Origin of the sequence: Haloarchaeobius sp. HME9146, from assembly GCF_025399835.1 — an archaeon.
In the GTDB taxonomy this organism is placed as follows: Archaea; Halobacteriota; Halobacteria; order Halobacteriales; family Natrialbaceae; genus Haloarchaeobius.
In genome coordinates this window covers 1,725,488-1,752,000 of record NZ_JAODVR010000001.1, presented here as the reverse complement: position 1 = coordinate 1,752,000, position 26,513 = coordinate 1,725,488, and the positions used below count along the sequence as shown (strand labels likewise).

Here is a 26,513-nt window from a genome sequence, read left to right as displayed (position 1 = left end):
ACACGGCGGGGGTCACTCGGACTCAGTGTGTCGCCTGGAGCCGACGGGCTACGAGCCCGAGGTTGAGATGGGCGGGGTCGAACGGGTGTGTCCGAACCGTGACTCCCGTCCCACCGGATGTGATCCGTCCCCCAGATGTGGTCGACGTCACCCGGTTTCGGCCCTACCGGTGGCTGTTCGGGGTGACGGACAGAAGGAAGATGCTGCTGGAAGCGCCGGTTCAGATGATGGCCGTCCAGACGCCCTTCACGAGGAAGAACAGGGACTGGTAGCCAGCGTAGGCGAGGACGAACGCGGACGCGCCGAGTGCGCCCTTCGGGGCGCGCGGCTTGGCGTCCTTGCGGACGTCGACTTCGCGGACCTCGAACTCGAAGAAGTCGGCGAGGAACATGCCGACGACGAGCATCGAGAGCACGACGCCGCCGTGTGGTTCGATGGTCGTGTAGTAGAACGTCGCGATGATGAGCACGACGTTCATGACCTCGTGGGGCATCCAGCGCGAGAGCGATTCAGTGTCCTCCTGAGCAGCCTGCTTCACGTCGCGCCGATACGCGAGGAAGCGCGTGCCCATGTTGAGCACGACGAGCACCAGCAACAGGTACTCGATGGCCAGGACCCCGCCGACGACCTCCTGGGCGAGTACCTGGTCGAGGGGTCCGAACATCGTATCTGGGTCCATGGTCGTCACTCTGTCCCCGTTCCATTAGAGTTTTTCCAAAGCGCCCTACCACCGACCGGCACTCGCAGGGGTGCAGAGCACCGTGAGACTGGGGCCGGCAGAGAGCGAGACGGTCACGTCGGGGCCGACCTCGCAGAACGCACGGTCGTCGATTCGGAGCAACACGGCCCCCTCGTCGCGCTCGACCGAGAGCACGAGGTCGTCGTCGTCGACGATCCAGTGGTCGGACTGGATGGCGAACGGCGATATCGGGACGACGACACCGGTTCCCGTGCCGGGCTCGAGCGTGGGCCCGCCCGCGGCCTTCGCGTAGCCGTGGCTCCCGGTCGGGGTGGCGACGACGACGCCGTCGGCCCGGAACTTCGAGACGAGGTGGCCCCCGGAGCGGACGGCGTACTCGGAGATGCGGGCGGGTTCGGCGGTCACGAGCATGACGTCGAACAGTGCAACTGTACTGTCGCCATCGACCGACACGTCGAAGCACCGGCGCGATTCGGTCGTGGTCTCGCCCGCGACCGCGGCGGCTATCGCCTCGTCGTACGCCTTTCCAGGGACCGACCTGAGGCCGGCACCGGCATCGATTGGCAGGACTGGAACGTCGACGCCACCGCGGACGAGGTCGAGTACTGCGGCCTCGCCGACCGCGACGACGAACGTCGGCGACGCTTCGGCGAGGGTCGCCGGGTCCTCACGGAGGACGGTCGCGCCGGTGTCGGCGACGGCCGCTTCCACCGCGGCGACGCGCTCTGTGTCCGACTCGCCCGCGACTCCGACCACCGGCGACTGCTCCTCGTCGCCCGCCACGCTGTCCATGTGTCGTACTCGCGTCCCCGCCGACAAAAAAGGCTCCACTCCGTCGCCACGAGAGGTGGCCTACTCCTGCTCGTCGTAGGGCCAGTCACCGGTGATGCGCATCCCTTCGGCGAGGTCTTCGGCTTCGAGGTCGGCCGCGATGTCCTCGGGGTCGCGGTGGGCGACCTCGAACTCGTCGCTGGCGAGGTGGACCGCGAGGTCGCCGAGCAGGATTGCCTGTTCGCGCAGGTCGCGCTTCTCCAGTTTATCGAGCGTGTCCGCGTGCGTGTGCCCCCAGCCGCGGCCCGTGCCGCTGGTCTCGCCGTAGGCGTGGTACCCCGGAACCCCCCACTGCGTGAACGGCCAGTGGTCGCTGTGTGGGCCCTGCTTCGGGACCGCCTTGAGGGGGTGGTCGAGTCGGTCGCCGACCGTGTCGAGCGCCTCCTCGAGTTCCGGGAACCCGTGGGTGTAGAACCCGAGGTCGCGCGCCTGGACGACGCCGTCGTTGTTGAGGATGGCTTTGATGTCCGCGAAGTCGGCGCGGTCGGCTTCGTACTCGGACCCGACGAGGCCGACCTCTTCCGCGCCGAAACAGACGAATCGCACGCGGGTGTCGAGTTCGTCCTCGCGGTCGGCGAGCAGTCGCGCGAGTTCGACGACCATGGCGGTTCCCGCTCCGTTGTCCATCGCACCCGTGGAGATGTCGTGGGCGTCGACGTGACTCGTGACGAGGACTTCCTCGTCAGTGTCCGGGCCGAGTTTGGCGTGGACGTTCTGGCTGGTCGCGTCCTCGATGGTCGCCTCGACCGAGACGGACACCTCCTCGCCGTCGTACTTCCGGGCGAGCTGCGCGCCGGTCTCCGCGGAGACGCCCACTGCTGGGACCTCACCGATGGGGTCGGCCTGGGTCCCGACCGAGCCGGTCGGCGGTAGGCAGCCCTCGACGTGGTTGCGGTAGACGAACGCGGCCGCCCCCGCCTCGACCGCGTGATAGTACTTTTCGCGGCGGTGGAGGTACCGGTCGTAGTGGTCGGGGATGTCGGAGCGGACCATCACGACCTTCCCCTCGCAGTCGGCGGCCTCGAAGTCGCCCGGCAGGCCGTAGCCGAGGTCGAGGAGGTCACCGGTCGCCGTCTCGGAGGGACTGCGGGGGAGGGCGATGCACTCGTGCTGGAGCGAGAACGTCTCGGTGTCGGCTTCGATAGCACTGCTGCCACGTTCCCACCCCTGGATGTCGAACTCGTCGAGGCGCGCGTCGCGCGCGCCAGCCTCCGCGAGTGCGTCACGCGTTACCTCGGCGGCGGCTCGCTCCCCTGTAGAGCCTGCCATTCGGTCCCCGATGTCGACGAGGGCTTCGAGGTGGTCCCATCCCGTGTCACTGATGAACGTACGACCAATCCAGGTAGACATGGTCTGCCGTGTGGCCCCGTGACGCGTAAGGATTGCGACTCCGGCACATGGCTAACGATTTTTCATTTGAAAGCGGGATTCCGTGGGTGGTTATCGACACTCTGCTCCAGAGTATAAGTACCCTGCCGATTATTTCACACCGATTCCGGTTTGAGGCGATGTTTTATTACCTATTGGCCCAATCATCCGATAGACCCTCAGGTGGTTCTAATGTCAAGTGAGGCCCAAAATCTCGTTCGTGTTATGTCTCCGGGCGGCTCAGCCGTCGGTGACCGTCAGCTCTCGGAACAAGAGGCGAAGTCCCTCTACGAGACAATGGTACTCGCCCGGACATTCGACGAGAAAGCGATCAGCCTCCACCGGCAGGGGCGCATCGGTACCTACGCCCCCATGCGGGGCCAGGAGGCTGCCCAGATCGGTGCGGCCGCGGCCCTCGCCGACCGTGACTACCTGTTCCCCACGTATCGCGACCACGGGATGTACGTCCAGCGCGGCATCGGCCTCCGTGAGGTCCTGCTCCACCTGCTCGGCGACGGGCAGTACATCGACCGCGAGGACCCGGAGGGGCTCACCACGTTCCCCATCACTATCCCCATCGCGACCCAGTTGCCCCACGCCGCGGGCATCGGGATGGCCGCCCAGCTCAAGGGCGACGACGTCGCGTCCCTGGTCTCCTTCGGTGACGGCGCGACCTCGGAAGGCGACTTCCACGAAGGCCTGAACTTCGCCGGCGTGTTCAACGCGCCGACGGTGTTCTTCTGCCAGAACAACGGCTACGCCATCTCGGTCCCGCGCGAGCGCCAGACCGCCAGCGCGACCATCGCCCAGAAGGCACAGGCGTACGGCTTCGAGGGCGTCCGCGTCGACGGGAACGACGTGTTCGCCGTCCACGAGGTCGTCTCCGATGCGCTGGAGAAGGCCAGAAACGGCGGCGGTCCGACGCTCATCGAGGCGGTCACCTACCGCCGCGGTGCCCACACCACGACCGACGACCCCTCGAAGTACCGCGACGAGGACGACGCCGCGGACTGGCTGCAGGAGGACCCCCTCGACCGCTCGCGGACCTACCTCGAAGAGGAGTTCGGCTGGTCCGAGGAGGACGAGGCGGCCGTCACCCAGTGGGCCAAGGAGGAGGTCGCCGCCGCCGTGAAGGCCGCCGAGGAACACACGGGCTACGAGCCCGAGGAGATGTTCGAGCACGCGTACGCGGAGATGCCCGACCACCTTCGCCGCCAGCGCCGGGAGATGGTCGACGAACCGCGCGTCGACCACTGATCCGGTCGACTACAACAGGCCTTCTTCTCGCATCGCTGCAATCACGTCGTCGACGAGTTCGTCGACGGACTCGTACGGAAAAGCGTGGTAGCCGCCGAGCCGGACCGCGAGCTCCATCGCGGTGTAGCGCTCGTCGCCGACCTCGAATCGCGTCTGTGGGCCGCCGGGAATCGCCGGGACGAGGTCGAAGGGATCCGCGACGGGATACGTGGCCGGTTCCAGCGCGGCCGTCAGCTGGGCGCGCAGCTCGCGTTCGACCTCGTCGTCCATACGTCGGGTCCGTCGTGGGGCCGGAAAAACGTTCCCCGCCGGACCGGTTCAGTCCTCGGTGAACTCCTCGAGCAGGGTCTCGAGACTGTAGCTCTGCAGCCCGCGCGAGTCCTCCCACAGCGTGTCGATGACGTAGGTCGAGTTCGTCCGCTGGACCTCGGGCACCTCCTCGAAGTCGCGGATGATGCGGCCGACCATGTCGCTGTCGCGCAAGCGTGCGATGGCGATGAAGTCGGTCTCCCCCATCGTCGAGAACACCTGTGTGACGCCCTCTATCTCGCGCAGCTGGTCCGACACCACCTCGTGGGGGCCGCTGTAGTCGGCCAGCACCTCGATGATGATGGTGACACTCAGGCCGAACGCCTCCTTGTCGATGTCGTAGAGTTCGTTCTCGACCACGCCGGCCTCCTTGAGGTTGTTCAGCCGGTAGTGGATGGTCGACACCGGGATGCCCGTCTCCTCGTGAAGTCGCTCGGGACTCCCCGTCCCCAGTTCGGCGATCGCTTTGAGCAAGCGCACGTCGCGTTCGTCCATTGTGAGAGGGGTCTCGCGCCACCGTAATGAACATTCGGCACAAAAGAAATCGATTCTATTTCGATATTCAAACGAAATATTGTAGTTCTATTCTACTGTTCTCAATCTTCTCGCTATTCAAACCAATTATTCTGTTCCTGTTGCGGAAGTCTTTAATATCGACAATCTACCGTAGTTGCAGATACGAACATGTTTCACGCGAACCTTTGGAGACGACTTTCAGATACGAGCGGAATGTTCCTCATTCTGGCAACGCTCTGGGGCACCTCCTTCGTCGCCATCGAGGTCGGTCTCCATCACTTCCCACCCATCCTCTTCGCCGCATTGCGGTACGACGTGGCCGGACTCATCGTCCTCGGCTACGCCCTCTACTCGACCGACCGCTGGCGGCCCCGCGAGCGTGACGAGTGGCTCCAGACCGCGGTGACCGCGGTCTTCGTCTTCGCCGCCTACCACGCACTCCTCTACATCGGAGAACAGCACATCTCGGGCGCGGTCGCCGCGGTCGTCATCAGCCTCTCGCCCATCCTGACCGCGGGCTTCGGCAGCGTCCTCAAGGTCGACGACCCGCTCCAGCCCCTCGGGGCCATCGGGTTCCTCTGTGGCATCGCCGGCGTCGTGGTCGTCGTCCAGCCCGAGCCGGGAACCGCACTGTCGACCAGCCTCATCGGCGTGCTCCTCGTGTTCATCGCGGGGACGAGCTTCGCCCTCGGGACGGTCCTGACGCGTCCGCTGGACTCCGGGCTCCCCGTCCAGACCATGGAGGGCTGGTCGATGCTGCTCGGTGCGGGGCTACTCCACGTCGTGAGCTTCGGGCGGGGCGAGTCCTTCGCGGCCATCGAATGGACCGGCCCCGCCGTGGTGTCGCTCACCTACCTCACGCTGGTCTCGGGTGTCGTCGCGTTCCTGCTCTACTTCGAACTGCTCGACCGCCTCGGGCCGACCGAGATCAACCTCGTCGGCTACCTCGAACCCGTCGTCGCGACCGTCGCGACCTGGCTCCTCTTCGGCGACCTCGTCGACAGCACGACCCTGTTCGGGTTCACCATCATCTTCGCCGGCTTCGCGCTCATCAAGCGCCACGCGCTCTCCGGGTACCTCCGGCGGCGGCTGTCGACGGACCGGCTGCCCTGACATCCAGCCGCGATTGGAAATATCCAGTAACGGAAACGCAGGCGGGAGAGCCGGTGTATCGGCCGGATTCGGCCAGTTTTTACGTGTGCGGTACGGCAGTCTCTGGCATGACCTCTTTCGACTTCGATTACGAGCTCCTCGTCGAACTCATGGAGACCCACGGAGCGCCCGGGTACGAAGACGCCGTTCGCGACATCGTCCGTCGCGAGCTCGACCCGGAGGTAGACGCCATCGAGAGCGACGGGATGGGCAACCTCGTCGGCACCATCGAGGGCGACAGCGATTACAGCGTCCTCGTCGCGGCCCACATGGACGAGATCGGCTTCATGGTCAGACACGTCGACGAGAACGGCTTCGTCACCATCGACGCGCTCGGTGGCTGGGACCCCCAGATTCTCCGTGCCGAGCGGGTCAACATTCGCACCGAGGACGGCGACCTCCCGGGCGTCATCGGCTCGGTCCCGCCCCACACCGGCGGCGAGGACGACGACGAGGAGCGCACGGTCCACGACGTGACGGTCGACCTCGGGCTCCCGGCCGACGAGGTGGACGAACTGGTCTCGGTCGGTGACCTCGTGACGATGTCACAGGACACCGAAGTCCTCGGCGACTGCATCTCCGGGAAATCAATCGACAATCGCGTCTCGGTGTTCATCATGCTCGAACTCGCGCGGCGCATCGAGGACCCCGACGTGACCGTCCATTTCGCCGCGACGGTCCAGGAAGAGGTCGGCCTCCGCGGTGCGGAGGCACTCGGCGTCGACGTGGACCCGGACCTCGCCATCGCGCTCGACACCACCGTCGCCAACGACATCACCGGCTTCGAGAAGTGGGACCACATCACCCGGCTCGGCGACGGTGCTGGCATCAAGCTGAAGGACTCCTCGGTCATCACGAACCCGAAGGTCCACCGCCGGCTCCGCGCGGTCGCCGAAGACGAGGACATCGACCACCAGTTCGAGGTTCTCCCCTCGGGCGGGACCGACACTGGTGGCCTGCAGTACTCTCACGGCGCGCTCCCGGTCGGGGCCGTCTCGATTCCCACCCGGTACCTCCACACGCCGACAGAGGTCGCCCACGCCGACGACATCGCCGCGTGTATCGACCTGACCGCAGCGTTCCTCGAAACTGAAGACGGTGAACACGACTACACGCTGTGAGCCGTATCGAAGATTTCACTACAACCGACTCCAAAGCGGTCAGTATGAGCCGCGACACAGAGGACGCGCCCATCTCTCGCCGGCAGTTTCTGACGGGCGCCGCAGGGGCAGCAGCCGTCGCAGCTACGGCTGACACGGCCAGTGCACAGGAGACCAAGACGGTGAAGGTCGGTCCGGGCGGAAACTACGTCTACACCCCGGGGACCGAGGACCCACTCTACGTTGCCGCGGGTGGCACCGTCGAGTTCGTCTGGGAGTCCGACAACCACAACGTCAACCCCACCAGCGTCCCCGAGGGCGCGTCCTGGGAGGGCCACAAGCCCATCGAGAACACCGGGTTCTCGTTCACCTCGACGTTCGACACCAAGGGCACCTACGAGTACCAGTGTGACCCCCACGCTGGCCTCGGCATGAAGGGTGAGATCGTCGTGAACGACAGCGGCCAGGCACCGTCCAGCGGCGGTGGCGGCGGCGGGCCGGCGCTCCCCGACTCGGCGAAGGCCATCGGCGTGGCGACCCTCGGCGCGATGCTGTCGGTGCTCTCGCTCGCCTTCGTCTTCCTCAAGTACGGCGGCGACTACGAGACCCCCGAATAAGCGAGAACGGTACCTTTTCGACGGCGGGTCCTGAACCCGCGCCTAATGTATATCATCATCGTCGGTGCGGGCAACATCGGGACGCCCCTCATCGAGATCGCGACCCGTGACGAGAACGAGGTCGTGGTCATCGAGCAAGACGAGTCGAAGGCGGATGCCGCCGCGCGGCAGTTCGACTGTCTGGTCATCAACGCGGACGCGACGGTGGCGGAGACGCTCGAGGAAGCCGGCATCGAGCGCGCCGACGCCATCATCTCGACGACCGACCAGGACGCGACGAACATCATGGTCTCGCTGCTCGCCAAGGAGCGCGAGGTGCCGGCGGTCGTCAGCGTGGTCCACAACCCCGAACACATGAACCTCTTCGAGCGCGTCGGCGTCACGACGATGGAGAACCCCCAGCGTCTCATCTCCGAATACCTCTACCGGGCGGTCAAGCGCCCCTCTATCAAGGACTACATGAAGGTCGGCGACACCGCAGAGGTGTTCGAGATAACCGTCGACGAGCAGGCACCCATCGCCGGTTACACGCTCGAGGAGGCGAACCGGGAGGGCGTGCTGGACCACGGCATCCTCATCGTCGCCATCGAGCGGAACGGCAACGGCGACCCCCTCACCCCGCGGGGCGACACCGTCGTGCAGCCCGGAGACCTCCTCACGGTGTACGCCCAGCACGGCGCGACCCCGGACGTGACCGACATCTTCGGGCACTACGAGGACCACGACCTCGAATAGATGGCTCGCACTCGCACCGTCGCCGGCGTCCCGGCTGACCTCGCGATCATCCTCCGGGACGTGGGCACGCTCCTCCTCATGCAGGCCGGGCTGATGGGATTCACCGTCCTCGTCGCCCTGGTCTTCGGTGAGCTCTACCCGGCGCTCGGCTTCCTGACCGCCGCGGGCGTCACCGCCCTCCTCGGGGGCCTGAGCCGTCGCGTCTTCACGGACGCCCCCGATCCGATGATGAAACACGGGATGGTCATCGCCGCGGGCGGCTGGTTCGCGACGGCCGTCTTCGGCGCGCTCGCGTTCTTCCTCGTCGCCTGGGTCACTCCCGAGACCGTCATGAACGGCTACGTCCCGGCCGCGACCGACACGAGCGACTGGTCGGTGGTCACGGCGGGCGGGCTCGCGACGAAGTCCAGTCTCGGCTACTTCCGGAACCCGCTGCACGCCATGTTCGAGTCGATGAGCGGCTGGACGGGGAGCGGGCTGACGATGGCCATCCACGAGCCGTCGCTGCCGCACTCGGTCCAGTGGTGGCGCTCGCTCATCCAGTACGTCGGTGGGGTCGGCGTCATCGTCCTCACCGTCTCCATCCTCTCGCGCCCCGGGAGCGGGAGCTACGCGCTGTACCGCTCCGAGGCGCGCGAGGAGAAAATCCATCCGAGTGTCGTCTCCACGGTCAGGACCGTCTGGAAGATATTCGTCGGCTACACGCTGCTCTCCATCCTCGCGCTGTTCCTCGTCATCTGGCTGGCCGAGGGCTACCCAGTGGGCGAGGCGTTCTGGCACGCACTCAACCACGCGATGACGGCGCTCTCGACCGGGGGTTTCTCCGTGACGGACAACTCGATGGAGACGTACAACTCACCGCTCATCGAGTCCGTCCTCCTGCCGGTGATGACACTCGGTGCTATCGCGTTCCCCATCCACTACGCCATCCTCTCGGACGGCAGATGGCGCGAGCTGGTCGAGGACCTCCAGACGCGCTGGCTGTTCCTGCTGCTCGGCGGGGGAATCGTCGTGCTCGCCGCACAGAACCTGTTCGTGGGCCTCGCGTCGGCGGGGTACGGGGCGACCGTCCCGTCACCGCTACCCACCCTCTCGACCGCCCAGTTCGACGCTATCAGGGACGCGACGTTCCAGTGGGTCAGCGCGCTCTCGTGCACCGGCTTCCAGTCCTCGCCCATCGGCAGGTGGTCCGACGGCGGGAAACTGCTCATCTCGGGCGCGATGACGATGGGTGGCGCGGCCGGGTCGACCGTCGGCGGCATCAAGATAATCCGCGGCTACACCGTCTCGAAGGGCATCCAGTGGCAGTTCTCCCGGGTGTTCCTGCCGGCGAATGCCGTGGTCAACGTCGACATCGGCGACCGAACACTCGGGCGCGAGGAGATGGACCGCGAGTTCTCCGAGGCGGCCATCGTCAGCATGCTCTGGCTCATCCTGCTGCTCGCGACGAGCCTGGTGCTGGTCAACGTTGCCGGGCCGGGTTTCAGCTACGCTGACGCGCTGTTCGAGGTGGCGAGCGCCCAGGGCAACGTCGGCCTCTCGACGGGCATCACCGGTCCCGACATGCCGGTCGTCGCCGAGACGATGTTCCTCCTGAACATGTGGGTCGGTCGGCTGGAGATCATCCCCGTGCTGGTGTTCTTCCGGTCGGCGCTCAAGGGGCTGAACCCGTAGGCTGGTGGCGGACAGGCGGCACTGTCTGGAATGGATTGGTGGGGTCGTCCGCTGGGGTGCCGCACACCCGCGAACCGACGGACGTCCGTGGTCAGGTCACGCCACGATTGGCCGCGGCTTCCGGCATAAACAGTCGGTCGGCGGTCTCGCGGTCTCAGTCGTCGGCGTAGAGCAGGACGCGACCGCACTCGGGGCAGCACTTGGCAGTCGTGGTCTGCCAGCCACCCAACCCGAGCAGTCCGCCGTCCTCGGTATCGGGTTTGACGACCAGTTCTTTCGTGCCGGTTCCGACCGTGCCATCGACGAGTTCGGTACTGCAATCGGGACACTGTGAGGGCGGCATCACCCACGGCTGGTGCCGGAGTGCTATTCAAACTATGGTCGGCGGCCGCGGTGAAAATCGTGTGGAGACGAGTCGCTGACGAGGAGGCTGTGCGGGGTCAGGCGAAGGTCTTGGAGACGTCCGGGTCGTCCTCTTCTTCGGCCTGGATCTTCTCCCACGCGGCTTCGAAGTCGGCCATCGTGATGACACGGCGGTCGTCACGGATGGCGAACATCCCGGCCTCGGTACAGATCGCTTTCACGTCGGCACCAGAGGCGTTCTCGGCGACCCCCGCCAGTTCGGCGAAGTCGACGTCGTCGGAGACGTTCATGTCGCGGGTGTGGATCTTGAAGATGATCTCGCGGCCCTCGGCGTCGGGCTTGGGAACCTCGATGAGGCGGTCGAACCGGCCCGGGCGCAGGATGGCGCGGTCGAGCATGTCGAAGCGGTTCGTCGCCGCGATGATGCGGATCTCACCGCGGTCCTCGAAGCCGTCCATCTCGGAGAGCAGCTGCATCATCGTCCGCTGGACCTCGGCGTCGCCGGAGGTCTTGGACTCCGTGCGCTTGCTCGCGATGGCGTCGATCTCGTCGATGAAGATGACGGCGGGCTCGTGGTCGCGAGCGACCTGGAACAGGTCGCGCACGAGCTTCGCGCCCTCGCCGATGAACTTGTGGACGAGTTCGGAGCCGGCCATCTTGATGAAGGTGGCGTCGGTCTGGTTCGCGACGGCCTTCGCCAGCATCGTCTTCCCGGTCCCCGGCGGGCCGTAGAGGAGGACACCGGACGGCGGGTCGATGCCGACCTCCTCGAAGGCCTCGGGCTTCTCGAGGGGCATCTCGACGGTCTCGCGGACCTCCTGCATCTGCTCTTCGAGCCCACCGATGTCCTCGTAGGTCACCTCGGGGCTCTTCGTGACTTCCATCACGCGAGCGCGCACGTCGGTCTCGTTGCTGAGGGTCTTCACGATAGAGAGGGAGTTGTTGACCGCGACCCGCATGTCGGGTTCGATCTGCTCGCGCATCTCTTCGGTGACCTCGGTGAGCGCCTCCTGGTTGTTGCCGTGTTGCTTGATGATGACGCCCTCATCCGTGAGTTCCTGGATGGTGGCGACGAACAGCGGCGACTGCTTGAGCTTCTTGTTCTCGTGGGTGAGACGCTCCAGTTTCTGCTGGTACTTGTTGTTCTCTGCGTTGGCGTCGAGGAGCTTATCGCGCATCTCGTCGTTCTGTGACTCGAGCACGTCCAAACGCTCCTGGAGAGCTTCTATTTTCTCCTGCTGGGACGCCTCCTCCTCGTCATAGGGAAGGTCGACGTCGTCCACAGTGTCGGTCATCACAGTGGCATTAGGTTCTGAATCTTAAGAGGCTTCGGGTGAGACACCGAAGCGGTCATCAACTTGTCGCCCGCCGCTGTGTCCGGTGATTCTGGAACGGTGTCCTGTCCAGTGACCGCCACAGAGAGATTACTAGCAGGAATAAAATAATACAGCAAGTATTATTAGAGAGTATCCAGAAAGGGAGAGTACGATGAGCGCAACCGAACTGGAACAGACCGATCAACCCGCGGGGAGCTGGGACGACGTTCGCGACCTCCCCCGAGTGCGAAGCTGGTGGCGAAGGTGCTGGAGTACAACGACACGCTGACCCAGAGTCAGCTCGCGGAGGAGACACTGCTCCCGCCCCGGACGGTCCGCTACGCCCTCAACCGTCTCGAGGAAGAGGACGTGGTCCACTCCCGGTTCTCGTTCTCCGACGCCCGCAAGCGACTGTATACGCTGAACATCGAGTAGGCGGAACCACCCGTCGGCGACACCCCGCATCGTCGACCACGACCGCGGCCCGCACGCGTCTACCCATTCGCGCCGTCGCGGTGCTGCCGTTCCATAGCGAACCCTTCTCGCTCTCCTGTTTCGACCCCGCGACCGACCGGACCGTCGCTTCACTTTCACCCCACTCGCGGAACGTCTTTACGGCATCGGGCGATAGTCCCAGCTATGACACGAGTGATCCACACTGGAGACACCCATCTCGGGTATCGCCAGTACCACTCCCCGGCTCGTCGGGAGGACTTCCTCGATGCGTTCCGACGGGTCATCGCCGACGCTATCGACGACGATGTCGACGCCGTGGTCCACGCGGGCGACCTCTTCCACGACCGTCGCCCCGGCCTGCAGGACCTCCAGGGGACGGTCGCCGCGCTGCGCGACCTCGCCGACGCCGACATCCCGTTCCTCGCGGTGGTCGGGAACCACGAGGGGAAACGCGACGGGCAGTGGCTCGACCTCTTCGCCGACATCGGCCTCGCGACCCGCCTCGGCCGCGAGCCCTACGTACTCGGCGACACCGCGTTCTACGGGCTCGATTTCGTCCCGCGCTCGCGCCGCGACGACCTGGAGTACGACTTCGCGCCCCACGACACGGACCACGCCATGCTCGTCACCCACGGTCTGTTCGAACCCTTCGCGCACGCCGACTGGGACACCGAACGCCTCATCGAGGAATCGTCGGTCGACTTCGACGCGCTCCTGCTCGGGGACAACCACGCCCCCGGCGTCGAACAGCTCGGCGACACCTGGGTCACCTACTGCGGGTCGACCGAGCGCGTGAGCGCGAGCGAGCGCGACGACCGCGGCTACAACATCGTCACCGCCGACGACGAGGTGACCATCACCCGCCGGGGCATCCCCGACAACCGCCCCTTCCGGTTCGTCGACGTGGACCTCGCGCCGGGCGAGGGTGTCGAGCGCGTGCGCGAAGCGGTCCGCGAGCACGACTGCGAGGACGCGGTCGTCATCGTCTCGGTCACCGGCGACGGCGACCCCGTCTCGCCCGCCGCCGTCGAGGAGTTCGCCATCGACCGCGGCGCACTGGTCGCCCGCGTCACCGACCGCCGGGAGTTCGACGAGGACAGTGGGGTGGAGGTGTCGTTCGCCGACCCCGACGAGGCGGTCCGCGAGCGCGTCCGCGAACTCGGCCTGAGCCAGGCCGCCCGCGACGTGGACGAGACGGTGCGCGCGAGCAAGGTCGCCGACTCGAACGTCCGCGACGAGGTGAAAGACCGCGTGCAGGCGCTGGTCGACGACGACCTCGGGGCGTTCGAGGCGGTCGAGGCTGCCGACGGTGCGACCGAAGCCGATGCTTCGACCGACACCGCCGAGGCCGATTCCGGAACTGCCGAAGCCGAGCCTGCACCCACCGAATCCGACCCCGAACCTGTCGAAGCCGAGGCCGCACCCGCCGAATCCGAGCCCGCACCTACCGAGGCGGAGGCGACCGTCGCCGGCGATGACGACGGCCAGGCATCCATGGAGGACTTCGAATGAAGGTCGAACGCGTCCGCCTCTCGAACTTCAAGTGCTACGGCGACGCCGACCTCACGCTCGACCGCGGGGTCACCGTCGTCCACGGCGTCAACGGGAGCGGGAAGTCGAGCCTGCTCGAAGCCTGCTTCTTCGCGCTCTACGGTTCGAAGGCACTCACCGGCACGATGGACGACGTGGTCCGGACTGGTGCCGAGGACGCCGAGGTCGAACTCTGGTTCACCCACGCCGGGTCCGAGTACCACATCGAGCGCCGCATCCGCTACACCACCGACCGCGCCCAGACCGCGAAGTGCGTCCTCGAAGCGCCCGAAGGAACCTTCGAGGGCGCGCGGGCCGTCCGTCGGAAGGTGACGGAACTGCTCCGGATGGACGCCGACGCGTTCGTCAATTGCGCGTACGTCCGCCAGGGCGAGGTCAACAAGCTCATCCACGCCTCACCGTCGGACCGCCAGGACATGATCGACGACCTGCTCCAGTTAGGCAAGCTGGAGGAGTACCGCGAGCGCGCCAGCGAGGCCCGCCTCGGCGTCAACGACGTGCTCGACAACGTGCGCGGGCGCTACGAGGGGCTGGAAGACCAGATCACCGAGAAGGAAGCGAAGGACCTGCACGCGACGCTCAACACCATCGAGACCGACCTGTCCGAGACGAAATCGCAGATCGAGAACTACGAACAGCAGGTCGAGACGGCGAAACAGACGAAGCAGGAGGCCGAAGACATCCTCGCCGAGTACGAGGAGAAACGGGAGACGCTCGAGTCGGTCGCGGACGACATCGAGACGCTCCAGTCGAACATCGCCGAGACCGAGCGCGAACGCGACGAACTCAAGGCCGAACGCCGGGAACTGCGCGAGGAACTGACCGCGGCCCGCGACCGCCGCGACGAGCTCGTGGCGGATACTGACCTCGATGATGACCCGGACGCCGACACCGTCGCGGGACGGATCGACGAGGTCACCGCGGACCTCGACGAACTCAAAGAGCGCGTGAACGACCTCGGGAACGAACTCTCGAACCACCGCGAGCGCGCCGACCGCCTCGAAGGGGAAGCCGAGGACCTCGACGCGAAAGCAGCACAGAAACGCGAGCAAGCAGCCGACCTCGCCGACGAGATAGAGGCGGACGAGGAGGCCATCGCGGACCGACGCGAGAAGCTCGACAGCCTCGAATCGGAGGTCGCTGCCGCCAAGGAGCCGTTCGAGGACGCACCGGTCGAGTTCGGTGAGGCCGAGGCCCATCGCGACGAGCTCCGGAGCGAGCGCGAGGACCTGCGCGAGGAGCGAAACGAGGTCCAGACCCAGGTCGAGTTGCTCCGCAGCCGCATCGAGGAGGCCGAAGACCTGCTGGCCGAGGGCAAGTGTCCCGAGTGTGGCCAGCCTGTCGAGGACTCACCCCACGTCGACACTATCGAGGACGACCGCGCGGAACTCGAAGCGAAACGAGCCGAACTCGAGTCGGTGAAATCGGACCTCGAGGCCCTCGACGACCGCATCGAAGCGGCCGAGTCACTGGTCGACGCCGAGGACGAGGCGACCCAGCTTCGCCAGCGCATCGACCAGATAACCCAGCTCGTCGAGGAGCGAGAATCGTCACTCGCCGACAAGCGCGACCGTCGCGAGACGTTGCGCTCCGAGGCGGACGAGTTCGACAGTGAGGCCGACGAGAAACGCGAGAACGCCGAGGCCGAACGCGACGCGCTGGAGGACAGCCGCGAGGCACTCGGCGAAGCGAACGCCGAGAAGGCCACGGTCACCCAGCGAAAGGAGACGCTCGAATCGCTCGCGGATACGCTCGACGAGATTTCGGAGACCGAGAGCGAGATAGAACGCCTCGGCGAGAAACGCGACCTGCTCGGCGAGCAGAACGACGAGCGCCGCCAGACCCTCGCGGACAAGCGCGAGCGAAAGGCCGAACTCGAGGACGCGGTCGACGACTCGCAGGTCGAGAACGCCCGGAGCGAGAAGAAGCGCGCCGCGACGTACATCGAACAGGTCGAAACGAAGCTGGAAGAACTTACGGAGACCCGCGACGACCTGCAGGACCGGGCCGGTCGCGTCCGGGGTGAAATCGAGGAACTCGAGGACCTGCGCGAGAAGCGTGACGCGCTCGGCGAGCGCCTCGATGCCCTGGAATCGCTCTACGCAGAGGCGCAGGACCTCCAGGAGATGTACAAGGAGCTCCGGGCGGACCTCCGCCAGCGGAACGTCGAGACGCTCGAACGCATGCTGAACGAGACGTTCGACCTGGTGTACCAGAACGACTCGTACTCCCACATCGAGCTCTCCGGCGAGTACGAACTCACCGTCTACCAGAAGGACGGCGAGACGCTCGACCCCGAGCAGCTCTCGGGCGGCGAGCGCGCCCTGTTCAACCTGAGCCTCCGGTGTGCCATCTACCGGCTGCTCTCGGAGGGCGTCGAGGGGGCGGCCCCGATGCCCCCACTCATCCTCGACGAACCCACCGTCTTCCTCGACTCCGGCCACGTCACGCAACTGCTGACGCTGGTCGAGACGATGCGGACGGAGTACGGCGTCGAGCAGATCGTCGTCGTCAGCCACGACGAGGAACTCGTCGGGGCGGCGGACTCGCTGGTCCACGTCGAGAAGGACCCGACGACCAACCGGTCGACGGTCTCTCGTGGTGAGCAACCGCTGGCAGAACTGTACTAATCCCGGGTGCTGCGGAGTGCCGCGACGCCCTCTCGCGCGAGGTCGGTCGCGTCGTACCCGCGCTCACCTGCGATGGTCGCTTCTTCGACCAGCCCGGCCGCACGGAACTCGGTGAGCAGGCCGAGCATGTCGCTCTCGCAGAGGTCGTAGGTGGCGAGCAGGTCCCGGACCGCGATGGGACCGCCGTCGACGAGTTCGACCAGCAGGCCGAGCGAGCGGTCGTCGTGGGTCGCCGTGAGAATCCGGCGAACCGCGGGGGAGACAGCCCCCGCGGCAGTCTCCAGCGGTGTCTCGCCTTCTGCTGGTTCCAGCCGGTCGTTCTCGACGTATCGTTCCTCACCGGTCACCGGGTCGCGCACGAGGCTGGCCTCACTCGACCGTTTCACGAGGAGGTAGCGGTCGCCCGAATCGTCGCGCACGGTTCGCATGGCTTCGGGTTGGAGAAGGAGGCGTTAGTCGTTGTCGACTGCGTCTTCGGTGTCGGCGTCGGAATCGGCAGTCTCATCGTCCTCGTCCCCACGTCCGAACGTCCGCGTCTGGTACCGATACAGTCCGTAGAGGAAGAACACGACGCCGCCGAGGAAGATACGGCCACCGAGCTCCCAGTTGCCCCGGAACAGGATGTACATCCCGCCCAGGCTCACGCCCAGGATGGCAGCATTGAACACGAGCACCATCGCCCAGAACTCGTACTTCAGCTCGCTGGGAGCGTCGGCCTCGTCCGGAACCGACGGTGCCTGCGGGGCTTCGGGAATCCGAACCGAGGGGGTGAGTTCGTCCTCGTAGTCCCGGAGGTCGTCCTCCGGGTCGAACTCGTCCGGTTCGTGCTCGCTACGCTCGTTGAACACTACTTCTAGATAGTTCGGGTTGGGACAAAAGGGTTCTGCGATAGTTCGAGACTGTGCCGAGTCGTCTCCCTATGATAGGGGCCGTTGTCTCCCTATGTCAGAGACTGTCGTCTCTCTATGCCACGTCTCGCAGCGCGAACGTCTTGGTGGCTTCGAGCCACGCAAGCGGGTTCTCGGCGTCGTAGAATACGACGCTATCCTCCGTCTCGTATGTCTCGATGGATTCCGTTCCATCTGCTGCGCTCTGGTCGGGCGTCGATCCGTCACCGTTACTTGCGTGGTCGGACAAGCCCATTCACCTCGCCCCTTGCTAAGTCGTACCACTGTAAAGGTCTTTTTGCCGGGGCAACGACACCATCCGGAGACGGCAGTGGGATACCGGCCGTTCAGGGTGAGCCACGCCGGCCGACCGCGATGAACCATCCTTTTAATCGGTGGCCGCTAATCCGTCTGCAATGACCGGACAACAGGCGTCCTTCGCCGACTTCGGGGAGTCGTCAGGGGACGCGGGTGCGCAGGCTGACGGTGGTGACGACGCCTACGACCTCGTCGCGGAGGCCGAGGCCGTCACGACACCGGGACTGGAGAACTCAGATATCGTCGAGAGCGACGAGGCACTGTTCCCCGACCCCGAGGGGACCGTCGAGCTGGCCGTCATGCAGGTCGACTACACCGTCGAGGGCTCCGGGGACCACGAGGAGCCGGTGATCCACGTCTTCGGCCGGCGTCCCGACGGCACCGCCGAGCACGTCATGGTGTTCGGCTTCCAGCCGTACTTCTACGCCCCGACGGACTCGCTCGACGAGGAAGAACTCGAGAACGAGGCGGTGATCACGGACTGGGAAGAGACGAACGACGAGGGCGAGCCCTACGAGAGCATCCGCGGGGAGCACCTGACGAAGATATTCGGACGCACGCCACGGGACGTCGGGAACATCCGCGACCGCTTCGACCACTACGAGGCCGACATCCTGTTCCCGAACCGGTTCCTCATCGACAAGGACATCCAGAGCGGGATTCGCCTCCCCGAGCGCCGCGGGCGCAGTGGCGTCCTCCGGGTCCCCCACCAGGAGGTCGAGGCGACCGAGGTCACCGCGGAACCCCGCGTCAACACCTTCGACATCGAGGTCGACGACCGGAACGGCTTCCCCGAGGACGGTGAGGAACCAATCGTCTGTCTCACCTCGCACGACTCCGTCGACGACGAGTACGTCGTCTGGCTCAACGTCGCCCACGAGGGTGACGCCCAGATTCCCGAGGAACTGCCGAACTACGAGCCCATCGAGGGCGACCTCGACGTGCGCGTCGAGACGTTCGACGGGGAGAGCCAGCGCGAGGCCGAGATGGCGATGCTCGAAGCGTTCGTCGACTACATCGACGAGACCGACCCCGACGTGCTGACCGGGTGGAACTTCGAGGACTTCGACGCGCCGTACTTCCTCGACCGGCTCGACGTGCTTGACTCCGCGATGCACGAGTACGACCTGGACTTGAATCGCCTCTCGCGCGTGAACGAGGTCTGGCGCTCGGGCTGGGGCGGTCCGGACATCAAGGGCCGCGTCGTCTTCGACCTGCTGTACGCCTACAAGAGCACGCAGTTCTCCGAACTCGAATCCTACCGGCTCGACGCCGTCGGCGAGCTCGAACTCGACGTGGGGAAAGAGCGCTACACCGGCGACATCGGCGACCTCTGGGAGCAGGACCCCGAGAAACTCCTCGAATACAACCTTCGTGACGTGGAGATCTGTGTCGAACTCGACCGCAAGCAGGACATCGTCGCCTTCTGGGACGAGGTCCGCACCTTCGTCGGCTGTAAGTTAGAGGACGCCCCGACCGCGGGTGACGCGGTCGACATGTACGTACTCCATAAGGTCCACGGGAGCTGGGCGCTGCCCTCGAAGGGCAAACAGGAGTCCGAGGACTACGAGGGCGGGGCCGTCTTCGACCCCATCACCGGCGTCAAGGAGATGGTGACGGTGCTCGACCTGAAGTCGCTCTACCCGATGTGCATGGTGACCATCAACGCGAGCCCCGAGACGAAGGTCGACCCCGACAGCTTCGAGGGCCCGACCTACAAGGCCCCCAACGGGACCCACTTCCGGAAGGACGAGGACGGCATGATCCGGGAGATGGTCGACGAACTGCTCGGCGAGCGCGAGCACAAGAAGTCGCTGCGCAACGAGCACGAACCCGGTAGCGAGGATTACGAACGATACGACCAGCAACAGGCCGCAGTGAAGGTCATCATGAACTCGCTGTATGGCGTGCTGGGCTGGGACCGGTTCCGCCTCTACGACAAGGAGATGGGTGCCGCCGTGACCGCGACAGGCCGCGAGGTCATCCGACACACCGAGAAAGCCGCCAACGAGATAGACTACCAGGTCGCGTACGGAGACACCGACTCCGTCATGCTGGAACTCGGGACCGACGTGTCGGTCGAGGAGGCCATCGAGCAGTCCTTCAAGATAGAGGAGCACATCAACGCCTCCTACGACGAGTTCGCGCGAGAGCAGCTCGACGTCGACATCGAGGGCGGCGAGGAGCACCGCTTCCAGATTGAGTTCGAGAAACTGTATCGCCGGTTCTTCCAGGCGGGCAAGAAGAAGCGGTACGCGGGCCACATCGTCTGGAAGGAGGGCAAGGACGTCGACGACATCGACATCACCGGGTTCGAGTACAAGCGCTCGGACATCGCGGCCATCACGAAGGAGGTCCAGCACCACGTCATCGACCAGATCGTCCGCGGTGCCAGCGAGGACGACATCACGGAGTACCTCCACGACATCATCGAGGACTTCCAGGCCGGTGAGATGAGCTACGACGACATCGCCATCCCGGGCGGTATCGGGAAACGACTCGACGACTACGACACCGACACCGCGCACGTGCGAGGCGCGAAGTACGCGAACATGCTGCTGGGGACGAACTTCGACCGCGGGTCGAAGCCGAAGCGCCTCTACCTCAAGAAGGTCCACCCCGAGTACTTCCGAGAACTGGAGGACGCCGGTGAGTTCGACCCCCAGCGCAACCACCTCTACGGCGAGTTCAAGCGCGACCCGGACGTCATCTGCTTCGAGTACGCCGACCAGGTGCCCGAGACGTTCGAGGTCGACTACGACAAGATGCTCGAGAAGACCCTGAAGGGTCCCATCGCCCGCGTCATCGAAGCCCTGGGCATCTCCTGGGACGAAGTGAAATCCGGCCAACAACAGACTGGCCTCGGCAACTTCATGTAGGGCGTCGGGTCGACGGGGTTTCGGTCGACCGAAACTGTGCCACAGTTTACCAACCGAGAAAAATATTTCTGCATTCGGGAATCGAAAGCGGGGCATTACGCAAGCATTATGGGGCCGACCCCCTTTCGCTAGAACGATAAGAGGTAGCTCAGAATGGCACGACTAGAACTCACAAACCTTCACGCGAAGGTCGCAGAAGACGACGGTGAGAAGATTCTCGATGGCGTCGACCTTGAGGTTCGTTCGGGCGAGATTCACGCCCTGATGGGTCCCAACGGGTCCGGGAAGTCCACGACCGCGAAGGTCATCGCGGGCCACCCCGCCTACGAGGTAACGGACGGGAAGGTCCTGCTCCACCTCGAGGAGGGTGACTTCGGCGAGGACTTCGAGATTCCGGAAGACAAGCGCACCTGGAACCTGCTCGACATGGAGCCCAACGAGCGTGCCGCACTCGGCATCTTCCTTGGCTTCCAGTACCCGGCAGAGATCGAGGGCGTCACGATGACGAACTTCCTGCGCACGGCCCTCAACGCCAAGCTCGACGAGCGCGAGGAGCTCTTCGAGGACGACGACGGCGAGGAGGAAGAAGAGGAAGAGGCGGGCTACGACACCTCCCCGATGGAGGGTCCCGCCGACGAGGGCGACATCGGCGTCGCCGAGTTCCAGCAGCTCCTCCAGGAGAAGATGGAGCAGCTCGACATGGACGAGAAGTTCGCCCAGCGCTACCTCAACGCCGGCTTCTCCGGCGGGGAGAAGAAGCAGAACGAGGTCCTCCAGGCCGCCATCCTCGAGCCGAGCATCGCCGTGCTCGACGAGATCGACTCCGGGCTGGACATCGACCGCCTGCAGGACGTCTCCCACGGCATCAACGCCCTGCGCGACGAGGTCGGCACGGGCATCCTCCAGATCACCCACTACCAGCGTATTCTCGACTACGTCGAGCCGGACCACGTCCACATCATGCTCGACGGCCAGGTCGTCATGAGCGAGGGCCCGGAACTCGCCGAGAAGCTCGAAGAGCACGGGTACGACTGGGTCCGCGAGGAGGTCTACGAGACCGCGTAACCGGTTCTGGCTAGCACAGGGTAGATACGTACCCACCAGTAATCAACAACCAATCAAATCATGAGTTCAGATCAAGACCACCTCAAAGAGACAGACACCGAGGCCCGTTTCGAGTTCAAGAAGGAACAGAAGTCTGCGTTCCAGACCGAGAAGGGTCTCACGGAGGAGACCATTCGGCTCATCTCCGAAGACAAGGACGAGCCCGAGTGGATGCGCGAGCGCCGCGTTCGCGCACTGAAGCAGTACCAGAAGATGCCGATGCCGACGGACTGGCCGGGACAGCCGGACCTCTCCGAACTCGACATCGGCGAGATCGTCCCCTACATCCGCCCCGACGTGGAGACGCGTGGCGGCGCGGACAACTGGGATGACCTCCCGGACGAGATCAAGGACACGTTCGAGAAGCTGGGCATCCCGGAAGCCGAGCGCAAGGCGCTCTCCGGCGTCGGCGCCCAGTACGAGTCCGAGATCGTCTACCAGAACATGCAGGAGCAGTGGGAGGAGAAGGGCGTCATCTTCTGCGACATGGACAAGGCCGTCCAGGAGCACGAAGACCTCGTCAAGGAGTACTTCATGACGAAGTGCGTCCCCCCGTCGGACAACAAGTTCGCCGCGCTCCACGGTGCCGTCTGGTCCGGCGGCTCGTTCGTGTACGTCCCCGAGGACGTCACGGTCAACATGCCGGTGCAGGCGTACTTCCGCATGAACAGCGAGGGGATGGGCCAGTTCGAGCACACCCTCATCATCGCCGAGGAGGGCTCGGAGGTCCACTACATCGAGGGCTGTTCCGCCCCGAAGTACGGCAGCCACAACCTCCACTCCGGCTGTGTGGAGGTCTTCGTCGGCGAGGACGCCCACGTCCAGTACTCGACGGTCCAGAACTGGTCGAAGAACACCTTCAACCTCAACACGAAGCGTGCCATCGTCGAGAAGAACGGCACGATGGAGTGGGTCTCCGGCAGCATGGGCTCGAAAGCCACCATGCTCTACCCGGCGACCATCCTGAAGGGCCGCGGCGCGACGGACAACCACATCACCATCGCGTTCGCCGGCAAGGGCCAGAACATCGACACCGGCGCGAAGGTCTACCACAACGCGCCCGACACGAAGTCGACCATCGAGTCCAAGTCCATCAGTAAGGACGGCGGCCGCACGAACTACCGTGGCCTCGTCCACATCGCCAACGGCGCCGAGAACTCCTCGACGTCGGTCGAGTGTGACGCGCTGATGTTCGACAACGAGTCCACCTCCGACACCATGCCGTACATGGAGATCCAGGAGTCCAAGGTGGACGTCGCCCACGAGGCGACCGTCGGCAAGATCGGTGACGAGGACGTCTTCTACCTCCAGTCCCGCGGACTGGACGACGACGACGCCAAGCAGATGATCGTCGCCGGCTTCATCGAGCCCATCACGGAGGAACTGCCCATCGAGTACGCGGTCGAACTCAACCGCCTCATCGAACTCGAGATGGAGGGTAGCCTCGGGTAATCCCGAGAATTGACATGAGCACACAGGTACACGCCAATCTCACACGAGACCAGGTGGAGCAGATTTCGACCGAACTGGGCGAGCCCGAGTGGCTCCTCGAGACGCGTCTCGACGCGCTCGAGGCCCTCGAATCGCTCGACATGCCGAGCGTCATCCGGACGCCCGGCCGCGACTGGACGAACCTCGCGAACCTCGACTTCGAGGGCTTCGTCGACCCGCTGAACGCAGCGCAGGACAAAGAGCGCGTCAGCGCCGAGGGCGTCTCCGTCCTCGAATGGTCCGAGGCAGTCGACCACCACGAGGAGCTCGTCAAGGAGCACTTCGGCAGCGTCATCGACCCGCAGGAGAACTACCTCACCGCGCTGTCGACCGCGCTGTTCACCGACGGGACCGTCGTCTACGTCCCCGAGAAGGTCGACGCCGAGGACGTGAAGATCCGGACGCACATGAACAGCCAGTCGCTGTTCAACTACACGCTCGTCATCACGGAGAAGAACGCCTCCGTCACCATCCTCGAGCGCCAGTCCACTGGCGAGGAGCTCGAGGGCGAGCGCTACTACAGCGGGCTGGTCGAGGTCGCCGCCGGTGAGAACTCCCACGTCCAGTACGGGAGCCTCCAGAACCTCGACGAGGAGACGTACAACTACACGCTCAAGCGCGGCACCGCCGGCACGTACGCCACGATCAACTGGATCGAGGGCAACATCGGGTCCCGTCTCACCAAGTCCAGCGTCGAGACGACGCTCGACGGTGACAGCTCCGAGACCCACATCGTCGGCGCGTTCTTCGGCCACGACGACCAGCACTTCGACGTGAACAGTCGGGTCTGGCACAAGGCCGAGCACACGACCGCCGACCTCGTCACCCGCGGCGTCCTCGACGACACCGCCCGCTCGGTGTACGAGGGCGTCCAGGACGTCGGCCGCGACGCCTGGGACACGTCGAGCTACCAGCGTGAGAACACGCTGATGCTCTCCGACAAGTCCGAGGCCGACGCCTCGCCGAAGCTCATCATCAACAACCACGACACCGAAGCGTCCCACTCGGCCACCGTCGGCCAGGTGGACGCCGAGGAGATGTTCTACATGACCTCGCGCGGTGTCGACCCGAAGTCCGCCAAGAACATGCTCGTCGAGGGCTTCTTCGTGCCGGTCCTCGAGGAGGTCGCCGTGGACGAACTCCGCGACGACCTCGAAGAGCTCATCTCCGAGCGCCTGCGCGGGTAAGCGCAGACGCGGTTCTTTCTCTCTCTTTCCGTTCTCAGCCTCCCGAGCGACCGCTGTGTTCCGGGCCGTTGTTCCGGGCCGAAGGCTTTTCTCGCGGTCCCGTGAAGCCGCCGACATGACTCGATTCGCGGCACTGCTGGTCGCTTTCGTCGACGCGCTCCCGTTCGCCGTCGGACTCGCCGCGGTGACGTACCTGGGCGGTTCGGCGTCACTGGGAACGACCCGGGCAGCCACGATGGCGGCGGTCGTGGGATTGGTCTTGCTCCTGTTGCTCGGACTGGTGAGCTACAACAAGTATCGCGGTGCGAAGAAGCGGTTTTGGCTGGTTCGAAAGACGGTCGAGACGGCCTGGATGGCGGGCTGGTAGCTCAGTCCCAGTGGCTCTTGTCGCCGCGCAGCCAGACGTAGTCACAGCCGTCGAGGAAGAACGTCACGCCGCCGTCCTCGACGTGGTAGTCGCCGGGTCCGAGTATCTGGGTCGTATCGGCGTCTGGCACCTCCCACTGGAGAACCGATTCGCGGGGCTCGTCGGTAAGGCTGTGGGCGAAGATGAACGCCGTATCGTCGGTGTCGAGTCGGTGGACGAACACGTCCTTGTGGCCGGACTCGGCGATGTGGAAGGAGCCGTCAGCCAGTTCCAGGTTGTCCTGTCGGGCCGCGACGATGCGCTGGATGCGCGAGAGGAGCGAGTCGGGATGCTCGCGCTGGTCGGCGACGTTGATGCGCTCGTAGCTGAACTCCCCGTGGGCGATGGGCGGGTTGTAACAGTCCTCGCGGTCGGCGTCGGAGAAGCCGCCGTTCTGGCTGTCGTCCCACTGCATCGGGGTGCGGACGGACTCGCGCTCGTCGAGCCAGAGGTCCGAGCCCATGCCGATCTCGTCGCCCGAGAGGATGACGGGCGTGCCGGGATACGAGAAGAGGAGGCTGTGAGCCATCGCGATGCGGTCGTGATCGCCGTCGTAGAGGTCGGCGAGTCGGAGACGGTGGCCGCGGCCGAAGATCCACGAGGAGTCGTCGTCCGGCCCGAAGTACTCGCGGGCGTGTTCGAGCGCCTCGTTGGGGAGTTTGAGCAGGTTCCACTCGTCGTGGTTGCGCAGGAAGTTCGCCCAGTGGCCCACGTCGGAGATGTCGGGGAGGATGTCGTCGGCCCGGTGGAGCGGCCAGGTGTCCCCGACGCCGACCGCGTAGGTCATGTGGGCGTTGAGGACGAAGTTGAACAGCAGGTCGAAGGTGTCGCCGTCGCCGAAGTAGTGGTCGAGGTGCTCGGGTTCGTCGTCGGCCTCGGCGAGCAGGATGGCGTGGTCCTTCTCCGCCTTGACGACCTCGCGCATCTCCTTGAACAGCCAGATGCCCTCCTCGGTCCCGTTGTGGCCCTTCTGCATCAGCATGGGATGGGCGGCGTCGACCCGGAAGCCGTCTGCGCCCTTGTCGAGCCAGAACCGCAGGATATCGTGAATCTCGTCGCGCACTCTGGGATTCGACACGTTCAGGTCGGGCTGGTGGTGGTAGAACTGGTGGAAGTAGTGTTTCTCGGCCACGTCGTCGTAGGACCAGACGCCGTCCTCGTACTCCGGGAAGATGTTGATGGTGTTGTAGGCGTCCTCGACGTGGCTGGTCCAGAGATAGTAGTCGTGATATTCGGATTCGGGGTCCTCGCGGGCCGCCTGGAACCAGCCGTGGTCGATGGACGTGTGGTTGAACACGACGTCGGTGAGCACGCGGATACCGCGCTCGTGGGCCCGGTCGGTGAACTCCTCGAAGTCTGAGAGGGAGCCGAGTCGGTCGTCGACGTCTCGGTAGTCAGCTACGTCGTACCCGTTGTCACGGAGGGGGCTCGGGTAGAAGGGACGGAGCCAGATGCAGTCGACGCCGAGGTCGTCGAGGTAGTCCAGCTTCTCGATGAGGCCCTGGAAATCACCCCATCCGTCGCCGTTCGAGTCGTTGAACGTCTTCACGTCGAGTGTGTAGACGGTCGCGTCCTCGTACCAGTCCTGTCCAGTCATTGTACGTACTGACCGGAGCCGGCAGGTTGAGAGTTACGCTCTCGACAGTGTGGCTTACTCACAGGCCAC

The 26,513-nt window shown here is 65.1% G+C and carries 24 protein-coding genes and 1 pseudogene; 14 read left to right on the top strand and 11 right to left on the bottom strand.

The window, feature by feature from the left end:
* Positions 1-220: 220 nt before the first annotated feature.
* Genes N6C22_RS09035 through N6C22_RS09025 form a run of 3 tightly spaced genes read right to left on the bottom strand, consistent with a single transcriptional unit; the run spans position 221 to position 2,881 of the window.
* Entirely contained in the window at positions 221-679 is a 459-nt protein-coding gene (locus N6C22_RS09035; protein WP_261650771.1) for a hypothetical protein, read from the bottom strand.
* Between the two features lie 45 nt (positions 680-724).
* Positions 725-1,492, bottom strand: coding sequence for an ATP-NAD kinase (locus N6C22_RS09030; RefSeq protein WP_261650770.1), 768 nt, complete (start codon positions 1,490-1,492; stop codon positions 725-727).
* Between the two features lie 60 nt (positions 1,493-1,552).
* The gene (locus N6C22_RS09025) at positions 1,553-2,881 is read right to left on the bottom strand and encodes a M28 family peptidase (RefSeq protein ID WP_261650769.1); all 1,329 of its coding nucleotides are present in this window, start codon (positions 2,879-2,881) and stop codon (positions 1,553-1,555) included.
* Between the two features lie 243 nt (positions 2,882-3,124).
* Here N6C22_RS09025 and pdhA point away from each other — a divergent pair, with 243 nt between their 5' ends.
* Entirely contained in the window at positions 3,125-4,156 is a 1,032-nt protein-coding gene (gene pdhA / locus N6C22_RS09020; protein ID WP_261650768.1) for a pyruvate dehydrogenase (acetyl-transferring) E1 component subunit alpha, read from the top strand.
* Positions 4,157-4,165: 9 nt separating this feature from the next.
* Here the strand turns inward: pdhA and N6C22_RS09015 are convergent, their stop codons facing one another.
* Positions 4,166-4,426, bottom strand: a complete 261-nt coding sequence (locus N6C22_RS09015; RefSeq protein WP_261650767.1) for an MTH865 family protein — start codon at positions 4,424-4,426, stop codon at positions 4,166-4,168.
* 48 nt (positions 4,427-4,474) lie between these two features.
* Positions 4,475-4,960 (bottom strand): Lrp/AsnC family transcriptional regulator, encoded by a 486-nt coding sequence (locus N6C22_RS09010; protein WP_261650766.1) that lies wholly within the window; start codon positions 4,958-4,960, stop codon positions 4,475-4,477.
* 234 nt (positions 4,961-5,194) lie between these two features.
* On the opposite strand from N6C22_RS09010, the gene N6C22_RS09005 reads away from it, so the two are divergent.
* The 5 genes from N6C22_RS09005 to N6C22_RS08985 all read left to right on the top strand — a co-directional run bounded on the left by N6C22_RS09005 (position 5,195) and on the right by N6C22_RS08985 (position 10,259).
* Complete coding sequence (locus N6C22_RS09005) at positions 5,195-6,094, top strand: DMT family transporter (RefSeq protein ID WP_261650765.1); 900 nt, start codon at positions 5,195-5,197, stop codon at positions 6,092-6,094.
* Positions 6,095-6,201: 107 nt separating this feature from the next.
* Positions 6,202-7,254 carry a M42 family metallopeptidase gene (locus N6C22_RS09000; RefSeq protein ID WP_261650764.1) on the top strand — a complete coding sequence of 351 codons (1,053 nt, stop codon included), beginning with the start codon at positions 6,202-6,204 and terminating at the stop codon, positions 7,252-7,254.
* 44 nt (positions 7,255-7,298) lie between these two features.
* The gene (locus N6C22_RS08995) at positions 7,299-7,850 is read left to right on the top strand and encodes a plastocyanin/azurin family copper-binding protein (protein ID WP_261650763.1); all 552 of its coding nucleotides are present in this window, start codon (positions 7,299-7,301) and stop codon (positions 7,848-7,850) included.
* A gap of 45 nt (positions 7,851-7,895) precedes the next feature.
* A complete protein-coding gene (locus N6C22_RS08990) occupies positions 7,896-8,585 on the top strand; it encodes a TrkA family potassium uptake protein (protein WP_261650762.1) in 690 nt (229 codons plus the stop codon).
* Positions 8,586-10,259, top strand: a complete 1,674-nt coding sequence (locus N6C22_RS08985; protein WP_261650761.1) for a TrkH family potassium uptake protein — start codon at positions 8,586-8,588, stop codon at positions 10,257-10,259. It abuts the gene before it with no gap.
* Positions 10,260-10,413: 154 nt separating this feature from the next.
* On the opposite strand, the gene N6C22_RS08980 is transcribed toward N6C22_RS08985, so the two are convergent.
* Positions 10,414-10,602: a PF20097 family protein gene (locus N6C22_RS08980; RefSeq protein WP_261650760.1), complete on the bottom strand. Its 189-nt coding sequence runs from the start codon at positions 10,600-10,602 to the stop codon at positions 10,414-10,416.
* A gap of 97 nt (positions 10,603-10,699) precedes the next feature.
* Positions 10,700-11,917, bottom strand: a complete 1,218-nt coding sequence (locus N6C22_RS08975; RefSeq protein ID WP_261650759.1) for a proteasome-activating nucleotidase — start codon at positions 11,915-11,917, stop codon at positions 10,700-10,702.
* 193 nt (positions 11,918-12,110) lie between these two features.
* Here N6C22_RS08975 and N6C22_RS08970 point away from each other — a divergent pair.
* The 3 genes and pseudogenes from N6C22_RS08970 (at position 12,111) to rad50 (ending at position 16,575) form a co-directional block, all read left to right on the top strand.
* Positions 12,111-12,373: pseudogene (locus N6C22_RS08970) on the top strand (winged helix-turn-helix domain-containing protein).
* Between the two features lie 204 nt (positions 12,374-12,577).
* Positions 12,578-13,906 carry a DNA double-strand break repair protein Mre11 gene (gene mre11, locus N6C22_RS08965; RefSeq protein WP_261650758.1) on the top strand — a complete coding sequence of 443 codons (1,329 nt, stop codon included), beginning with the start codon at positions 12,578-12,580 and terminating at the stop codon, positions 13,904-13,906.
* Complete coding sequence (gene rad50 / locus N6C22_RS08960) at positions 13,903-16,575, top strand: DNA double-strand break repair ATPase Rad50 (RefSeq protein ID WP_261650757.1); 2,673 nt, start codon at positions 13,903-13,905, stop codon at positions 16,573-16,575. The genes mre11 and rad50 overlap by 4 nt, the downstream gene beginning before the upstream one ends.
* Here rad50 and N6C22_RS08955 read toward each other — a convergent pair.
* The 3 genes from N6C22_RS08955 to N6C22_RS08945 form a co-directional block, all read right to left on the bottom strand.
* Positions 16,572-17,003 carry a hypothetical protein gene (locus N6C22_RS08955; RefSeq protein WP_261650756.1) on the bottom strand — a complete coding sequence of 144 codons (432 nt, stop codon included), beginning with the start codon at positions 17,001-17,003 and terminating at the stop codon, positions 16,572-16,574. The genes rad50 and N6C22_RS08955 overlap by 4 nt on opposite strands.
* A gap of 24 nt (positions 17,004-17,027) precedes the next feature.
* The gene (locus N6C22_RS08950; RefSeq protein ID WP_261650755.1) at positions 17,028-17,423 is read right to left on the bottom strand and encodes a hypothetical protein; all 396 of its coding nucleotides are present in this window, start codon (positions 17,421-17,423) and stop codon (positions 17,028-17,030) included.
* 115 nt (positions 17,424-17,538) lie between these two features.
* Positions 17,539-17,718, bottom strand: coding sequence for a hypothetical protein (locus N6C22_RS08945; RefSeq protein ID WP_261650754.1), 180 nt, complete (start codon positions 17,716-17,718; stop codon positions 17,539-17,541).
* Between the two features lie 160 nt (positions 17,719-17,878).
* Here N6C22_RS08945 and N6C22_RS08940 point away from each other — a divergent pair, with 160 nt between their 5' ends.
* The 5 genes from N6C22_RS08940 (at position 17,879) to N6C22_RS08920 (ending at position 24,808) form a co-directional block, all read left to right on the top strand.
* Positions 17,879-20,659 (top strand): DNA-directed DNA polymerase, encoded by a 2,781-nt coding sequence (locus tag N6C22_RS08940; RefSeq protein ID WP_261650753.1) that lies wholly within the window; start codon positions 17,879-17,881, stop codon positions 20,657-20,659.
* Positions 20,660-20,812: 153 nt separating this feature from the next.
* Positions 20,813-21,724, top strand: coding sequence for an ABC transporter ATP-binding protein (locus tag N6C22_RS08935; protein ID WP_261650752.1), 912 nt, complete (start codon positions 20,813-20,815; stop codon positions 21,722-21,724).
* A gap of 60 nt (positions 21,725-21,784) precedes the next feature.
* A complete protein-coding gene (gene sufB, locus N6C22_RS08930; RefSeq protein ID WP_261650751.1) occupies positions 21,785-23,215 on the top strand; it encodes a Fe-S cluster assembly protein SufB in 1,431 nt (476 codons plus the stop codon).
* Between the two features lie 14 nt (positions 23,216-23,229).
* Positions 23,230-24,441, top strand: a complete 1,212-nt coding sequence (sufD, locus tag N6C22_RS08925) for a Fe-S cluster assembly protein SufD (protein WP_261650750.1) — start codon at positions 23,230-23,232, stop codon at positions 24,439-24,441.
* Between the two features lie 115 nt (positions 24,442-24,556).
* Entirely contained in the window at positions 24,557-24,808 is a 252-nt protein-coding gene (locus tag N6C22_RS08920) for a hypothetical protein (protein WP_261650749.1), read from the top strand.
* A 1-nt stretch (position 24,809) separates the two neighbouring features.
* Here the strand turns inward: N6C22_RS08920 and N6C22_RS08915 are convergent, their stop codons facing one another.
* The gene (locus tag N6C22_RS08915; RefSeq protein ID WP_261650748.1) at positions 24,810-26,444 is read right to left on the bottom strand and encodes an alpha-amylase family protein; all 1,635 of its coding nucleotides are present in this window, start codon (positions 26,442-26,444) and stop codon (positions 24,810-24,812) included.
* Positions 26,445-26,513: the final 69 nt, after the last annotated feature.